Origin of the sequence: Prochlorococcus sp. MIT 1318, from assembly GCF_047304505.1 — a bacterium.
GTDB lineage: Bacteria > Cyanobacteriota > Cyanobacteriia > PCC-6307 > Cyanobiaceae > Prochlorococcus > Prochlorococcus marinus_D.
The window spans coordinates 677,529-694,579 of record NZ_CP138958.1 but is presented as its reverse complement, the minus strand read 5'-3'; the positions used below and the strand labels follow the sequence as shown (position 1 = coordinate 694,579).

At 47.4% G+C, this 17,051-nt stretch carries 13 protein-coding genes; 3 read left to right on the top strand and 10 right to left on the bottom strand.

Going from position 1 to position 17,051, the window contains the following annotated elements; all coding sequences use genetic code 11:
* Positions 1–12: 12 nt before the first annotated feature.
* The 5 genes from SIB66_RS03545 to SIB66_RS03525 all read right to left on the bottom strand — a co-directional run bounded on the left by SIB66_RS03545 (position 13) and on the right by SIB66_RS03525 (position 5,109).
* Complete coding sequence (locus SIB66_RS03545; protein WP_063407651.1) at positions 13–1,416, bottom strand: PP2C family protein-serine/threonine phosphatase; 1,404 nt, start codon at positions 1,414–1,416, stop codon at positions 13–15.
* Between the two features lie 62 nt (positions 1,417–1,478).
* Positions 1,479–2,933: a signal recognition particle-docking protein FtsY gene (gene ftsY, locus SIB66_RS03540; protein ID WP_063407650.1), complete on the bottom strand. Its 1,455-nt coding sequence runs from the start codon at positions 2,931–2,933 to the stop codon at positions 1,479–1,481.
* Entirely contained in the window at positions 2,933–3,568 is a 636-nt protein-coding gene (nusB, locus tag SIB66_RS03535) for a transcription antitermination factor NusB (protein WP_063407649.1), read from the bottom strand. The genes ftsY and nusB overlap by 1 nt, the downstream gene beginning before the upstream one ends.
* Before the next feature lie 29 nt (positions 3,569–3,597).
* The gene (locus SIB66_RS03530; protein WP_063407648.1) at positions 3,598–4,350 is read right to left on the bottom strand and encodes a DUF502 domain-containing protein; all 753 of its coding nucleotides are present in this window, start codon (positions 4,348–4,350) and stop codon (positions 3,598–3,600) included.
* Positions 4,351–4,419: 69 nt separating this feature from the next.
* Positions 4,420–5,109 carry an HpsJ family protein gene (locus SIB66_RS03525; RefSeq protein ID WP_236070428.1) on the bottom strand — a complete coding sequence of 230 codons (690 nt, stop codon included), beginning with the start codon at positions 5,107–5,109 and terminating at the stop codon, positions 4,420–4,422.
* A gap of 11 nt (positions 5,110–5,120) precedes the next feature.
* On the opposite strand from SIB66_RS03525, the gene queG reads away from it, so the two are divergent.
* From queG to SIB66_RS03510, 3 genes are all read left to right on the top strand, one after another.
* Positions 5,121–6,095: a tRNA epoxyqueuosine(34) reductase QueG gene (gene queG, locus SIB66_RS03520; RefSeq protein WP_063407647.1), complete on the top strand. Its 975-nt coding sequence runs from the start codon at positions 5,121–5,123 to the stop codon at positions 6,093–6,095.
* 9 nt (positions 6,096–6,104) lie between these two features.
* Positions 6,105–6,998 (top strand): tetratricopeptide repeat protein, encoded by an 894-nt coding sequence (locus SIB66_RS03515; protein ID WP_063407646.1) that lies wholly within the window; start codon positions 6,105–6,107, stop codon positions 6,996–6,998.
* A 77-nt stretch (positions 6,999–7,075) separates the two neighbouring features.
* Positions 7,076–9,565 carry a DNA topoisomerase (ATP-hydrolyzing) subunit A gene (locus SIB66_RS03510; protein WP_063407645.1) on the top strand — a complete coding sequence of 830 codons (2,490 nt, stop codon included), beginning with the start codon at positions 7,076–7,078 and terminating at the stop codon, positions 9,563–9,565.
* Between the two features lie 35 nt (positions 9,566–9,600).
* Here the strand turns inward: SIB66_RS03510 and purF are convergent, their stop codons facing one another.
* The 5 genes from purF to thrC form a co-directional block, all read right to left on the bottom strand.
* On the bottom strand, positions 9,601–11,058 hold the full coding sequence (gene purF, locus SIB66_RS03505) for an amidophosphoribosyltransferase (protein WP_063407644.1): 1,458 nt from the start codon (positions 11,056–11,058) through the stop codon (positions 9,601–9,603).
* A gap of 59 nt (positions 11,059–11,117) precedes the next feature.
* Complete coding sequence (purL, locus tag SIB66_RS03500) at positions 11,118–13,502, bottom strand: phosphoribosylformylglycinamidine synthase subunit PurL (RefSeq protein ID WP_063421966.1); 2,385 nt, start codon at positions 13,500–13,502, stop codon at positions 11,118–11,120.
* 57 nt (positions 13,503–13,559) lie between these two features.
* A complete protein-coding gene (locus SIB66_RS03495) occupies positions 13,560–14,336 on the bottom strand; it encodes a hypothetical protein (protein WP_063407643.1) in 777 nt (258 codons plus the stop codon).
* 3 nt (positions 14,337–14,339) lie between these two features.
* Positions 14,340–15,506, bottom strand: a complete 1,167-nt coding sequence (gene dnaN / locus SIB66_RS03490) for a DNA polymerase III subunit beta (RefSeq protein WP_063407642.1) — start codon at positions 15,504–15,506, stop codon at positions 14,340–14,342.
* A 409-nt stretch (positions 15,507–15,915) separates the two neighbouring features.
* Positions 15,916–16,974 carry a threonine synthase gene (gene thrC / locus SIB66_RS03485; protein WP_063407641.1) on the bottom strand — a complete coding sequence of 353 codons (1,059 nt, stop codon included), beginning with the start codon at positions 16,972–16,974 and terminating at the stop codon, positions 15,916–15,918.
* Between the last annotated feature and the right edge of the window lie 77 nt (positions 16,975–17,051).

The window sequence follows — 17,051 nt, the reverse complement described above, 5'->3', positions numbered from 1 at the left end:
GTCAACAGCTTGTCAGGCCAGGGACACAGACGGCAGCGTTACCTCCTCTGGCACTTTCAAAACCACCATTGAGGCATCATCTTCTAGTTGATGGTCCACACCGACAAACCGATCCAAACGGTCAAATAACTGATCAAGAATCCCCTGTGCGCCTAAACCACTTCGACAAGATCCCTCCATTGTGCGAATCAAGCGAGCTTCATCAAAACGATCTCCAGTGATGCCAGGAGCTTCGGTAACACCGTCTGTGTAGTAAATAATCACGTCACCAGGCTTAAGCAAAACTTCACCACAGCTGTAATCCGCCTCTGGCTGAAGTCCAATCAACAAACCAGGCACATCAAGCCGACTCACACTGCGTTGCTCAGCTCGCCAGATCAGAGGAGGATTATGAGCAGCATTTGCATAGCGAAGACGACGCGTGCGCGGATCGTAGTCAGAATAAAAAAGGGTCACAAACCTGTGGGACTGAGCCAAGTCCTCTTGAGCTAGCTGATTGAGATCATGGAGAATCCGATTGGGCGGCAAACCACTTAACACCTCTGCACGCAACATGCCCCTGAGCATGGTCATTAATAAACCAGCAGGTACACCCTTACCCATCACATCTCCCATCACAAGACCCCAACGACCTCGTTCCTTGCGTCGACCGATCAGTTCTGGACGGGTAGGGATGAAATCGTAATAGTCGCCGCCAACCTGAAAGGCGGGACGGCAACGAGCCGCAAGCTCGACACCTTCAATCACAGGACAACGATCCGGCAAGAGCTGAGCCTGAATCTCTGCCCCGATACTGAGTTGACGATCAACCCGCTCGTGAAGACGGGCCTCCTGAAGCATCAGATCGTTCTCAATAGCCACCCCAGTAAGGTCTGCCACCAACTGCACATGGCGACGGTGAACATCACTCCAAATCAGAGCTGCTTGAGGATCAAAAACATAAAGCCTGCCGCGCTGCTGCCCGCGAGCAACTAATGAGGTGGCAAACATCCCGGCCTTAGCCAAATGGCGCTGAACGAGCTGATCCATAGCAAGAACCTGTGCCTCATCAGTACCGAAACCTGTGGCAAAACCTGCTTCAAATGAAGCCAACTGCCTCACTAATTCCTGACTCTGATCAAATGGAACTGCCTGAAGCTGCTCCCTCCACAAACGACCATCAATCTGAAAAGGCACGAGCAATGCTCCTTGTACCCCCACCAGGCGGGAGGCCACCACAGGGACCAACTCGAGAAAACGATGCAGATTGGTAAAACTGCGCAGGGCAAAACCCAACGAAACCAACAAGTCCTGATTGCGGCGCTGCTCCCTCGACAAGCTATCAAGCAATTGCCGCAAGGACGTAGAGGCTGACACCTGCTGAGAAGCGCTACGAAAAGAAGGTGTCGGATGTCGCCGTGGCGACTTACTGCTCACAGCAACGGCACAGCAGGGTTAGAAAGTTAGCAAGATCAACTGCTCAGGCAGCCGCCAGAACATCAATAGTTAGCCAAGAGTGCCTCAACAAATTCAAAACTGTTGAACGGTCGTAAATCACGAATCCCTTCACCAGCGCCGATGAAACGAATCGGCAACCTCGCTTCTGAAGCCACCGCTAAGGCCACGCCACCACGAGATGTGCCATCCAACTTAGTAATCACTACCCCTGTAAGAGCGGCCGCCTGGGCAAAAGCCATGGCTTGTCGCAATCCGTTCTGACCTTGACTGGCATCAAGTATCAAAAGAGATTCAACCCTGGCTTCAGGTGCTAAACGATCAATAATTCGTCGAACCTTCTGTAGCTCCTCCATCAAATTGTGCTTTGTCTGCAAACGACCAGCTGTATCAACAAGCACAAGGTCCGTTGATTTAGATCGGGCCGCACCAATTGCATCAAACACAACAGCAGCAGGATCAGCATTGGCAGTGGAATTAGCTATGACCGGAACACCACTGCGAGCACCCCACACCTTGACCTGTTCAACAGCAGCGGCCCGGAAGGTATCAGCAGCAGCAATCAAAGCGGTATAACCACTGCGTACTGCCAAGTTTGCCAACTTGCCAAGAGTGGTGGTCTTGCCAACCCCATTGACTCCCACAAATAACCAGATATTGAGACGACCCCGTTCTGGCGCCAAAAGATCAGTGCCAGTGTCCTGAATCGGAGCCTCCAAAAGATTGCAAAGTTGTTGTTTAAGAAAGCGAAGTCCTTCAGCAGGATCCACAACTTCTTCGTTCATTCGACGACGAAGCGCATCGAGAACTTGATCCGTAGCTTCAACTCCCGCATCAGCTCTCAAAAGTAATGTTTCAAGGTCATCAAGCACCTCAGGGGTAAGGGGATCATCTCCGAGGTTTTCCAAAAGGCCTTTGACAAAACCTTGACGGGTCTTTTCAAGACCACGCCTGAGTCGACCCAACCAATCAATCTCCTCTAAAGAAATTTTTTCCGGCTTGCGCCCCTGTGCTGCAAGCACTTCTGCAGACCACGCAAAGGTTTCGTCAAACTCACCAAGCCTGGGTTCGGGCGATGTATCCGAAAACTGAGATTGCTGAGCTAGTTGAGGCGAAACCTCCTCAACCCTTGCATCAAGCTCTTGTTGACGAACCTGCCTCTGGAGCGCAGCTTGCTCCAATAAAGAACCCCCAGCCTCAAGACTTGAAGACTGAGCACTAAATTCAGGTTGATCATTCGCAGTAAGGGCTATTTCGCTAGCAGAGTCAATCTGAACTGAAGCCTCTGACGTTTTCTGCTGCGCCTGCTGTGCTTTTAAGCGGGCGTAAGCACTGCGAGCCCACTCCAAAGAGGATTCCTCCTCGTTCATTGGAGAAGATTCCTCTTGATTATTAGACGAATCGGAGCTGACCTCCTCAGAGCCTTCTAGCTTCTCCTCTAAAACTTTCTCAGTAGAAACATCGTCACTAGCTTGACGATTAAACCAGTCGTAAACCATTAGGCCAACGTCATAGTGGAGGCATCATGCAACCGTCTCAAGACACCATTAATCATGCGACGACCTTGATCATCGCTGTAGCGATGGGCCAATTCAACAGCTTCATTGCAAGCCACAGCAGATGGAGTCTGAAGAGCAGTCAAGTCCACCACGGCCAACCTCAAGATATCCCGATCAATACGAGGCAAACGACTCAAGCGCCAGCCCTCCATAACGGCATCAATACTTGCATCAATGCTATTGCGTTGTTCTATTACCAACCTCACACGCTCTAGAGCCCCAAGCCGAATCTGTTCCTGGTTTCCTAACGCCAGCAAACGGGGGATTTCCAAACTTGTTGAAACACCATTAATCACCTGTTCTGCACCAATAAGACAAGCCTGTAAATGCTCACGAACCTGACTCGTAGAGCGCGAATCACGATCTTGAAACTCACTATCGAGTAAATGCTGTTGAGCATTCTCAAGCTCAACAGCACAAGTATCAAGACCCTCTCTCCAGTGCTGACTTAGGGTATCAAAAGCCTTCTGAAGAAGACTCTCCAAAGATATTGTTTTCAACCTAGAAATTTCACGTTCGGGAATCTGACCAAGCACCAAAAGAGCCAGTTCTCGAGCAAGTGATCTAGACTGCATGATCGACACAAGAACGGGAGGAGACGAACTCAAACCTGGGTCGTAGTCGTAGAAGACGGGGCAGTATTAGAACGCAATTGAGTCATCAAGCTTGAGAAACTGCGATTCATAGGAGGCACTTGTTCATCAGGGTTCACAATTCCTGCTGAAATAATTGTACGGAAAGCATCCTCCACGGAAATATTTAAATTGCGAACAGAAGACTCCGGCACCAAGGTATACCAACCTGTGGTGGGATTAGGGGCCGTGGGAATAAACACACTAAGCAAGGGCTGATCAAGCTCAGCTTGTAATGAGGGACCTACCAAACCGGTCACAAACCCAACACTAAACAGGCCCTCACGAGGATATTCCACCAACACCACTCGACGAAAACGCTTCGAATTATCTCTTAGGAAAGTTTCCAAAAGCTGCTTAAGGGTCTTATAAACAGAACCAGCAAGAGGTATCCGAGAAAGAGTTCCCTCACCAAACTCAAGCAGCCAACGTCCAACAATATTGCGAGCCATCAAGCCAATCAAAAGAATTCCAAGCAACGGCACCGTAAGGCCAAGGCTCAAATTAATCAGATCCTGAAGAAGTGGATTCAGGGTGATGAACGGATTGACCTGTTTGGGGATCGACGTAAGAAATGCCAGTACAAATCTGCTGACAGTGGTAGCCAGCCAGATCGTTGTCGCCAAAGGTATGACTACCAACAACCCTGCAATGAGATCGTTCTTGAGATCCTGCTGAAGCCTTGAGGTCAGCGGAAGATCTGTTCTGGGATTGGACTGCACCAAGGAAAGTCTGAGGCCAAAAGCGGACTTGATTGAACCAACCTAACCAGCTGTCTGACTTCTGCCGAGTTTTTAAAGCACAGCTGTGAGCGCCAGCAACACAAAAGCCACTGCAAGCACAACAGCACTAAGGGTGCCACCAAAGCGACGTTGATTCACTGCAAGATTGCGCTGCCGCTCCATTTGCTGGATCTGCTGATCCATCTGAGTCAATTGACCAGCGACGAAATCATTGGCTGCCTTTTGCTGATCTTCATCTGTTGCAGTAGCAGGCAACTGACCAGCTTGTGCAAGCTGATCACCAAGGACCTTAAGAGCTTCAGGGTTCTGAGCCTGTCTACGGGCTTCCTCAAGCTGATCTCGCCTTTGCTTCAAAGTTTGATTTGCCTGTCCAGCGAGAGTCTGATTACCGGAGATCGCCATTGGAATCACTGCGATCATGGCAATAGCAAAAAGACTAGAAAAAGCACAAATCAGCCAGCGAATCGGCAGTTTTGCTTTGCCTGGATGATCCAGCCTGGAACTGATCAACATCAGCAACAGACCTATAAATCCCATCGGAGAAAGCGTAACCAAACGCTGAACCATCACTTGCTGAAACTCCTCCGAAGCCCAATCGCTTGCACCAAGCAAGACAACCATCTGCAACAGCAGCAAAATCACGAGGGTGAGTCCGAGCCAGCGCATCAAAGGATTTAAACGACCGGCTGAACTTGATCCCAACTCAGAAGCAGGCAAGGCACGATGCCAAAAGGTAATCAAGTGTACGGTTGATGGTTGTGAAAATCTGCGCCAACCAAGATCAACTCAGCCATGAGCTCAAAGAGCAAGCAAAAAAACAAGGTTTTGATCCTGTAGGAATTGCCAGGTTCCCTGGTAGTGACCGACTCCAACTTCGCTCCGCTGCTCTACAGCGCTGGCTAAAAGCTGGTCATCAGGCCGACATGGCATGGATGGCCTCATCGCAAAGGCAACAGGCGGACCAACTACTCGAAGGGATGACAAGCCTGCTGGCGGTAGGTCTGAACTACTTCGTAAATGTACAAAGAGCTCCAGGCAAATTATTAGTTGCTCGCTATGCATGGGGACGGGACTATCACCGAGTAATCAAGCAAAGGCTCCGAAGAGTAGGTCGCTGGCTTGAACAACAGCGACCTAACTGCCGCTGGAAAATCTGCGTAGATACCGCTCCATTACTCGACAAAGCCTGGGCAGAAGAGGCCGGTCTCGGTTGGATCGGCAAGCACAGCAACCTGATCAATACCCAGCGAGGTTCATGGATGGTGCTGGGTCATCTTCTTTGCACCGAACCACTCACCCCAGACCAACCCGCCAAATCCCTGTGCGGCAAATGCCAATCCTGTCTGGAGATATGTCCCACCGAAGCCATCACCGAACCCTTTGTGATCGATTCACGTCGATGCCTGGCTTACCACACAATCGAAAACCGCAACCCTGACTTACCAGAAAACATTGTGAGATCATTGGGGGATTGGGTTGCCGGATGTGACATCTGTCAAGACGTCTGCCCATGGAATCAACAATCTCTTCCCCATAGCAAGGATCCTGATGTACAGCCTCGTGATTGGTTGCTCAAGCTGACGCGCAATCAGGCCCTCTCATGGAGCGATACAACTTGGAGTGAACAATTACGAGGATCTGCTCTTAAAAGAATCAAACCATGGATGTGGCGTCGAAATGCAGCCTCAACGCAGACCAACAAACCTCCTACGCTGCAAAACAACTAAATCCATGGAATGAAACTGAACCAGCTGCGATATAAACCTCTTCACGGCTGGCTCAGAGGAACTGTTCTAGGGCTCATCACCACAATTGTGGCAACACCTCCTACTCATGCCCTCATTCCCTACGTCTACGAGCCAAGTCCTCTTGAATTAAAAGGAGCCAGCATCGGCATTGGACGCACAGCCGCCCAATTGCTGCAACTGGGTCAACCCAAAGAAGCCGCGCTCTTGGCAGCACTTGCTGTCCGACTGCAACCAGAAGATGAGCGTCTCTGGTCAATTTTTGCAGAAGCCCAATTACGCAGCGATCAACTTGATGCTGCAAGCCATTCTCTAGCGCGAGCAAAACAACTCAACCCCAAGAAAGCAGGCCTTTGGTTCGCTGAAGCTTCCCTTGCCCTCCGAGATAACCGGCCTGCAGACGCCGTGAGCCTCCTCATCCAAGGCCTAGAACTCGACCCAGACAATGCTGGTGCTTACTTTGATCTAGGCAACGCAAGAGTGATGCAAGCCAATCTTCAAATCGCTCTCGAGGCTTTTGAAAAAGCATCCGGCTTGCAGCCAACATTCTGGGAAGCCGTTAACAACCAAGGAATCGTGTTGTTTGAAATGGGCAAAATCAAAACTGCCATCAACCGCTGGCGGCGTGTACTACAAATCAAACGCAATGCTGAACCAATGCTTGCCCTTGCGGCTGCATTGAATCAAATCAACCCTGGCAGCACAGAAGCACTCGCACTTGCCAACCAAGCCCTTGCAGAAAATCCAAATTACGTCTTACCAAGACACCAGAAAGAGCAGCTCTGGGGAGAGCGCCTTCGCCAAGCAACCAGTCATTTACTGACAAACCCAAATCTACGATCAGCTGTGGAACGAGCTGAAGCCAACGCTGATACAAACCAATAGGCACTGATCAACAATGCGGGTATCCGCTAAGTAGATCTGTAGGCTGAGCGCTTTAAGCCCTCTAATCCCAAATCTGGATGGCCGAGGAGCGCCTTCAACCAATCGCATTGCATCAAGAGATGCAACGCTCCTATCTCGAATACGCGATGAGCGTAATCGTAGGAAGAGCATTGCCCGATGCCCGAGATGGCCTCAAGCCAGTTCAGCGGCGCATCCTATTTGCAATGCACGAGCTAGGCCTGACGCCAGATCGTCCCTATAGAAAATGCGCCCGTGTTGTTGGAGATGTCCTAGGGAAATATCACCCTCATGGTGATCAAGCCGTTTACGACGCACTCGTTCGACTCGTTCAGAACTTTTCAAGCCGTTTCCCAGTATTGGATGGACACGGCAACTTCGGCTCCGTTGATGACGATCCTCCTGCCGCCATGCGTTACACAGAAACGCGTCTGGCTTCAATCGCCCATATGGCGTTGTTGGATGAAATCGGAGAGGAAACAGTTGATTTTAGTGCGAATTTTGATGGCTCCCAACAGGAGCCCTCAGTACTGCCAGCCCAACTTCCCTTCCTACTACTAAATGGTTGTTCAGGAATCGCCGTGGGTATGGCGACCAGCATTCCACCCCACAACCTTGGCGAAGTGGTCGATGGATTGATTGCCCTGATACGCAAGCCCGATCTGAGTGACGACAAATTACTTGGTCTAATTCCTGGCCCAGACTTTCCAACTGGTGGAGAGATCCTGCTGGGCACTGGCATCCATGAAACCTACCTCAAAGGACGCGGCAGCATCCCAATGCGTGGCGTCGCCCATGTCGAAGAAATACAACCTGGCAAGGGTCGGCACCGCCGAAGTGCTGTTGTCGTCACTGAATTGCCCTATCAACTCAGCAAAGCTGGCTGGATCGAAAAACTGGCAGATCTTGTTAACAATGGAAAAATCGGTGGCATTGCCGATATTCGCGACGAAAGCGACAGAGAAGGAATGAGGATAGTGGTGGAACTGCGCCGAGATGCCAACCCAGAGAATGTTCTCGGCGATCTGCATCGACGCACCTCCCTGCAAAGCAATTTCGGTGCAATTCTTCTCGCTCTTGTTAACGGCCAGCCACAACAACTTTCACTGAGAAAATTGTTACAAACCTTTCTCGAATACCGAGAACTGACAGTTATCCGAAGAACCAACCATGCCCTAGAAAAAACAAAAGATCGCCTGGAAGTGGTGGAAGGATTAATCACAGCATTGAACGCACTAAAAGCTGTCATTGCAATGATCCAAGAGGCTGCCGATGCTGCTGCTGCAAGAGCCCGTCTGATGGTGCAATTAGATCTAAATGAAAAACAAGCCGACGCTGTTCTGGCAATGCCACTAAGACGACTTACGAGTCTGGAACAAAGCAGTTTGAGGCAAGAAGCCAAAGAACTACAAGGAAAACAAGAACAACTTCAATTCCTTCTCGAAAATCGAGAAAGCATGCTGGAAGTTCTCATTCAAGAACTTCGACAGCTTAAAAAACGCTTTAACAACCCCCGCCGAACTCGTCTTGTAGAGGGTGGCGATGATCTGGTCGCTGAGCGAGCGGCAAACCAAAGACCGAATGCGGAAGTTCAACGACAACAAGCACTATCCGCCCTGCCAAGTGATGGACGAATACTCATCCAGCAAGACAGCCAGGTCAAGATAATGAGCCCACAAATCCTCGGCCGACTTCACCTCAACGAAGCCTGCAAACTCAGCGATGGACCTTCGCCAGCCAGATTGATCTTGCCAATTGAACCAGCCCCTCGTCTACTTGCGGTGACAAACAATGGTCGAGTAGCTCTAGTCCGCTGGGAATTTGCAGGGCAACAACCCGGGTCGCTGGAACGCTTCCTACCAGGAGGATTAGAAAAAGAAACATTGATCAACATATTCCCCTTGCCCGTAGATCAAAACCTAAGCCTAGGCCTACTTAGCAGCGATGGACGCTTCAAGCGATTACCCTTAGAAGAAGTAATGGAACTTTCCGGAAGAGCAGCAACCATTGTTAAATTGAAAGATGGTGTTATATTAAAATCAGCATTCATTTGCAAAGCAAATGATGATGTTATTCTAGCAAGTAATATAGGAAGAGTAATCAGAGTTAATGTAAATAACGACAGCATGCCATTGATGGGAAAATTAGCTCAGGGGCCTATGACAATGCGACTATTACCAGAAGAAATGGTCGTTGGAGCAGTTTCTTGTCCACCAAACTGTGAAAGCACTGTATTACTTGCCACACGCCTAGGTAAATTCGCCAAAATATTGGTCTCTTCGATAAGAGTCTGCCAGAGAGGAGATTTAGGGGAAATTGGATTAACAATAAAAGATTCAAGCCGAGATCAAGATCGAGTCGTTGACATCTGTAATGGCAATAGGTTAGTCGGCCTAGTCAGTAGCCAAGGTCGCCATGGCCGTATCGAAGCTGGAAAGCTGGAACTGACCATACCGATCAAACCGAGTCTAAATATCGTGGAGTTAAAAGACAACGAAGAAATTCAAAAACTGGTACCACTAATCACAACTAATAATATTTTAGATTAAACATTTAACACTTAAGTCCTTGATGATCACCTTTATTAAGACAATTGTGTGCGTTCTATCCAATCGAGATATTCAGAAGTAACTGTCCCTGTAATATACTCTCCGGTAAAACAAGAAAGCTCAAGTTCAGAAACACCTGAACCTTCAACAATTGCTGCTTCTAAATCAGCAACCTCTTGATAGACCATGTGATCCGTTGAAAGTTCAGAAGAGATTTCAGGAATAGTGCGATTATAAGCAATCAGCTCATGACGATTTGGCATATTTATACCATAAACATGTGAATACCGGACTGGTGGTGCTGCAGAGGTAAACGTGACTTTATTCGCACCAGCAACTCGAGCCATTTGTACTATCTCCTTCGAAGTCGTACCACGTACAATTGAATCATCCACAATTAAAACATTCTTACCTTTAAATTCTGTTCCCATAGCATTTAACTTTTGTCTAACAGATTTCTTACGTTGAGCTTGTCCAGGCATGATAAATGTACGGCCTACATAACGATTTTTAAAAAAGCCCTCACGATATTCAATCCCCAGCTGTCTAGCCACTTGCATAGCAGCAGGCCGTGAAGAGTCAGGAATTGGCATCACAACATCTATATCTCCAGATGGCGTGTACTTTGCAATAGTTTCTGCAAGTCGATCCCCCATCCTTAATCGAGCCTCGTAAACCGAGATTCCACTCATCACTGAATCAGGTCGAGCAAGATAAACATACTCAAATGAACATGGCACAAGACGAGGATTCTTCGCACACTGACGTGAATAAAGCTCGCCATTTTGAGTAATGAAAATCGCCTCACCAGGATCAACATCCCTAACAATCTCATAATCACCATTCTCTAATACCAATGACTCACTAGCCACAATCCACTCATCAGAACCTTCTAAAGACTTACGTTTACCAAGTACCAATGGCCTAATCCCAAACGGATCACGAAAGGCAAGAAGACCGTGCCCTGCAATCAAAGCAATAGATGTATAAGAACCTTCTACTCGTTGATGTACAGATGTAACAGCATCAAATACCTGATCTGGAGTAAGATCACTGCCATAAATTTTCAATTGCAATTCAGTAGCTAGAACATTAAGCAACATCTCCGTATCACTCTTTGAATTTGTGTGGCGACGATCAATATTGAACAAGTCGCGATCAAGCTCTCGAGTATTAGTAAGGTTACCGTTATGAATAAGAATGATTCCGTAAGGAGCATTCACATAAAATGGTTGTGCTTCTTCTTCCCGCTCAGCTGCACCCTTTGTTGCATATCTAACATGACCAAGACCAATATTACCGATTAAGGAACGCATATCACGTGTGCGATAGGCCTCCCGCACTTGCCCCCTTGCCTTATGCAAGTGAAAAACACTGCCATCCATGGTGGCTATGCCAGTAGAGTCCTGACCCCGGTGCTGTAGAAGCAGCAAGCTGTCATAGATCTGCTGATTGACCAGCGCAGTAGAAACAATGCCAACAATGCCACACATGTGAAGCTCAACTCCTCAAATGCATAAGCCAAGGAAGACATTTTGCACCAAAGCTCAACTCAGACGCTTGAAGAGAGATCCAAGCCCATACGACGAGGGATTCCCTGCTCAAAGCACTCCCTCAGCTGATTCAAAGGAAGCTGAACCAAGCGATTGCCAGCCTGAGTGATCAACAACTCCTCATCAGCCGTAACAACACCAAGGTACTGATCAAACACTGAGCCAGGGGATGTGGTCTTTGCCTGATTTAAAACCTTTTGCCAGGCAACAGCCTGCGTGGATGGAACACTCACCAAGATGCGTGAACCACCTTCAGCAAATAACAACCGATCCAATCGAGCATCGCTGGATGGTAACTCAATATGTGCACCCAAATTTGCAGCAATACAACACTCAGCAACTGCAACTGCAAGACCTCCATCACTTAGATCATGAGCAGAGCGAACAAATCCCTCAGTAATAGAATTGCGTAGGAAAGATTGAACTAAGCACTCAAGTTTCAGATCAATCTCCGGAGGCCTACCCGTAACTAAACCATGAATACATTCAAGATAACTACTACCCGCAAGGCTAACGCGAGGATCAACCGCAACTGTTGTATCGATAGGCACGCCTAAAAGCCAAATCAAATCACCAGGCTCAAGCCAAGACTGACCACACACATTTACAAGATTATGAACTAAACCAACCATTCCAACAACTGGTGTTGGGTGAATAGGTTGTATTTTTCCATCAGCTAAGCGAGTCTCATTATATAGAGAAACATTTCCTCCAGTTACTGGTGTTGAAAAAGTCTTGCAAGCCTTAGAAAGACCACGACAAGCTAAAGCCAATTGCCAATACCCAGTAGGCGTTTCCGGAGAAGGAAAATTGAGATTATCTGTGACAGCCAAAGGCTCCGCACCAACACAACTAAGATTTCTGGCCGCTTCTGCTACAGCGGCCATAGCACCACGTTCTGGATCAAGAAAAACCCATCGATTAGGACAATCAACAACTGCCGCAACTCCCCGCTTTACCTCATCTACAGAGCCTTTACCTTGCTGTGGACGTAATCTCACAACAGCAGCATCAGAAACTCCTGGGGCTGAAACTGTATTGGCTTGAACCTGATGGTCATATTGACGATAAACCCAACGTTTTGAAGCAATCGTAGGGTCATCAAGTAACTTTAGAAGAATTTCATCCCATGAAAGATTAATACCAAAATGAGATTGTGAATTTAAATTGATCCCTTTTAAACCAACAACTGGTAATAGATTCTCCTGCCAGTCCCATTTGGCCTGAATCTCTAGCGGAGGATCACTCACTAATTCATGTCGATCAATTGGAGTGTCATCAGCTAATGCATTAGCAGGCACCTCAGCAACAACTTCTCCTTTTTGCAAAACACGAACCACCTTCTCTTCAAGAACGCAACCAACAATTGCTGCTTGCAACCCCCAACGAATAAATCTCTCCATCAAAGATTGCTCTTGTCCAGGCTTCACCACAAAAAGCATTCTTTCTTGAGATTCCGAAAGTAAAAACTCATATGGAGTCATCCCAAGCTCACGAGCAGGAACTCGATCAAGATCGAGTTCAATACCAAGACCACCCTTAGCAGCCATCTCCGAACAGCTACAAGTAAGACCAGCCGCACCCATGTCCTGAGCAGCAACAACATCGCCACTCTTAAAAGCTTCAAGACAAGCTTCAATTAAACCTTTTTCCAAAAATGGATCACCAACCTGAACCGCAGGACGATCATCCAGAGAAGCTTTTGTGAGCTCTGCACTAGCAAAACTGGCACCACCCATACCATCACGACCAGTTGTACTACCGACATAAATCACCGGATAACCAACACCATGAGCCCCAGAACAAACAATCTCGTCTGTTTCCATCAGCCCAAGAGCCATTGCATTAACTAACGGGTTGCCGGAATAACTGGAATCAAACGCCACCTCACCACCAACGGTAGGAACTCCCACGCAATTGCCGTAATGAGCAATACCTTCAACGACCCCCTCCATAAGACCAACATTACGTTCATCTTCAAGAGGTCCAAAACGTAAAGCATTAAGGAGCGCAATAGGTCTTGCACCCATAGTAAAAATATCTCTCAAGATTCCGCCAACACCTGTAGCAGCTCCTTGAAAAGGTTCCAATGCAGAAGGATGATTATGGCTTTCGATTTTGAAAGCCAAGCTCTGACCATCTCCTAAATCCACGACACCAGCATTTTCTCCAGGACCAACCAAAATCCGATGACCACTTGTAGGAAAACTGCTGAGCAAAGGCCTTGAATTGCGATAACAACAGTGTTCAGACCACATCACACCAAACATTCCCAGCTCAACTCGGTTAGGTGCACGTTGGAGACGACGACAAATCTCGTCGTAATCATCTGGTTTAAGACCTTCATGACGTAAAGCCGCAGCCACGTCATAGTCAACTCTCAAATCGGGACCCTGACACACGAGATCTAACTCATCTCTTCCCAGTTTTGCTTATAAAGCTCAAACCCAAGGATCATCCTGACCATCGCCTCTACCGTCCGGACGGCCGCGGCGACGTAATTCTTCAATTGATTGGGAAAAATTGTCAGTCTCTTGATCATCCCAACCTTCTAAGGGATCCATTTCAGCCATATCAGAAGACTTCCAAGAACGCTCAACTGGTTCATCCCAGGGAGGATCCTCCAACCAGCCTTCCAAACGATCACTGGCCCGGTCACCCATCTTGTGAAGTTGATCGCGCCAATGACGGGAACGCTTGATTAAACCCTGACGAAGACTGGAATGAACCAAGGGAAGATCATCTAAACCACGCAAAGCAGTAGCAACCATTCCTGGTTGCTGATCAACAATGCGATCAGTTGTTAATCGCCATCGACTACTGCCTGGAAGCCGAGGATCACTGCGAGAGACCAAATAATGAAGGATTTTCCCTGTTCTGGGAATAAAAACAAAATCAGCCACCAAACCGAGGCGATGCCCATCGCGATCCAACAAATCAGCATCTAACAAAGTCGGAAGACGCTCAAGCGTGATCTGATCAGAAACAGCCGGTTGCCCTTTAACAAAAACCTCTTGCTCATTAATCCCACGCGACTGATCTAAACGCCAAACATCCCTCGACACTCGAAGTGCTGATGGACGACTAACCCAACCAAGTAAACGATGAACAGGAGGATGCATCCAAGGCATTACACCAGGGCCGTGATCTAACCCCTGATCACAACGTACACGATGATGCAACAAATCACTCAATAAAATCTGATCAGGAAGATTCAAAGTTCAAGAACGAATTTGTACTGGCATCACCAAATATGTAAAACCAATATCATCATCCTTTGGCGAAATAATTGCAGGTGTAGTTGGAGCATTACAGCGCAGTACAATACGGTCACTATCCATCACCTTCAAACCATCTAGTACATAACGAACATTAAAAGCAATCTGAACAGCATCCCCAGTAAATTCAGCCGATAGCGATTCAGAACCACTGCCTACATCCTGAGCATCAGCACTAATTTGTAGAAGCTCAGAAGTATTGTCACCACTAACCTTTACAACATTGTTATGTTGATCAGCTAATACAGCTATTCGTTCTAAAGCTGCAATAAAAGTACGCCGATCAACATGGAAACTCCGAGCAAAACCATCAGGAATTAACTGACGATAGTTAGGATAGGTACCGTCTAATGTTCGACTAGTTACGACTTGATCAGCAGCTAAAAATACCACCTGACCTTTATCACAAAACAAACTCACTTGATCATCACCACGCCATCCAGCGATCAAACGCTCTACTTCCCGCAGAGAGCGAGAAGGAAGCGTTACGGAAAAATTCTCACCTTCATCATCCATCTCAGATGAGACCGTAGTCTCAACAGCTAAGGCATCTGCCAAGCTTAAAACGGCAAGGCGGTGACCATCAGTTGCCGCTGCTTCCATCGCTTTACCATCAAAATGCAGGTGAACTCCTGTTAGTAACTGTTTGGCTTCATCTGAACTGCTAGCAAAAAGAGTTCCTCGAAGAGCTTTCAAAAGAGCCATCGCATTAACCTTGACAGCCTTTCCACTTTCAACAAGAGGTAATTCAGGAAAATCATCAGCAGACATCCCACGCATCTGATAACTCCCGCTTGAACTTTTGAGTTCAACCTGTTCACCAGCCTCATCAGTGGCCAAAGTGATAGGTGAATCACTTGAAAGCCTTGAAACAATTTCCCCTAATAGGCGCGCAGGCAAAGTAATCGCGCCACTCGATTCCACCGAGGCATTCAATGCCGTTTGAATACCAAGGCTCAAGTCAAAACCCGTGAGGCTCAGACGATCAGTGCCAGCATCAGCAGTGAGAAGCACGTTGGCTAGCACTGGATGAGTGGGTCGTGAAGCAACGGCTCTGCTAACGAGCTGTAGTGCTGTATTGAGTTCAGCCTGTGAACAAACCAGTTTCATTGAATTAATGTCACGACTAGAACAAGAACGCTGAAGAGGTCTCCCAGAATTTCACAAGCCAGCAAGAAGTGCAATGGCAGATCATTCTCATTCATAACCTCCCGTCTTTATTAATTAAATTATTAAAAGAAATTAAAAGAACCGTAGTAGTAGGGCTTGAGGAAATCGTGGAAAATTGTAGAAATCCTTTATGGTGACTGGACTCTAATGCTTATAGACTTGTGGAAAGGATAGTTTGATATGTGGAGAGATGGCGTTCTTTCCACATTTTAATCAATTGGGGAAAAGGCTGAGGTTTTTAAATGGTTGGGTTTTGCGGCCTTTTCCCCAATTTCAATAATAATTTGAGCATGATTTCCACAGTCAGATTTTAGATGGTCTATTCGAGATGCTGGTGTTTGCTTGATCCTTAAAAACCCATGACATGAGCCACAGTGGTTAGATCTGGATTTAGATCTGCATGAAATGTTGCATCGTTGTTATTGATGGCACAATCTGGATCTTTTAAACCGTTGCCAGTAAGGACACATACAACTGTTGCCCCTGAAGGGACTTCAGACGCACGTTTTAATAATCCTGCTACAGAAGCAGCACTTGCAGGTTCACAGAAAATGCCTTCCTCGCGACCAAGCAATTTGTAAGCTTCTAGAATTTTTTCATCTGAAACATCAAGAAAGGCTCCATTGCTGCTTGACTTTGCGGCAATGGCCTTTTCTTTGTTGACTGGGTTGCCTATTCTAATTGCCGTTGCAATTGTATTTGGATTGTTTACGGTTTTGTTGAAAACTAATGGAGCAGACCCACTTGCTTGGAATCCCATCATTTGTGGTAGAAGTTGACATTTTCCGGCTTGTTTGTATTCTTGAAAACCCATCCAATAAGCAGTGATGTTACCTGCATTACCCATTGGGATGCACAGCCATTCTGGCGCTTCTCCGAGAGCATCAACAATTTCAAAGGCTGCAGTTTTTTGACCTTGAAGCCGGTAGGGGTTAACGGAATTCACTAGAGTTACTGGGTATTTCAAGGCCATTTCTTGAACAATGTCGAGAGCACGATCAAAATTGCCTCGAATTGCTAACACCTCGGCGCCATAAACTAAAGCTTGAGCTAACTTTCCTTGCGCTACATAACCGTCTGGAATTAATACAAAAGCACGCATACCAGCGCGTCTTGCATATGCAGCAGCAGCAGCAGATGTGTTGCCTGTACTGGCACATATGACTCCTTCACAATTAGCTTCTTTGGCCTTGCTGATCGCCATCGTCATGCCTCTGTCCTTAAAGGACCCTGTGGGGTTGAGGCCGTCGTATTTCACGTAGACCTTGACTCCCCTGCCAATCTGTTCAGCTATGGAGCTGACAGGGATCAATGGCGTCGCTCCTTCTTTGAGGGTCACGACAGGTGTGGTATCGCTTACCGGTAACCAGGATCTATACGCTTCTATTAGGCCAGGCCAATCCTGCATCACAGGCGTTGTGGAGATAGCTTGAGGGAGGTTTTGGCTGAGGGACACCAATAGAGAGCAAGAGAGCAGTGTTTAGT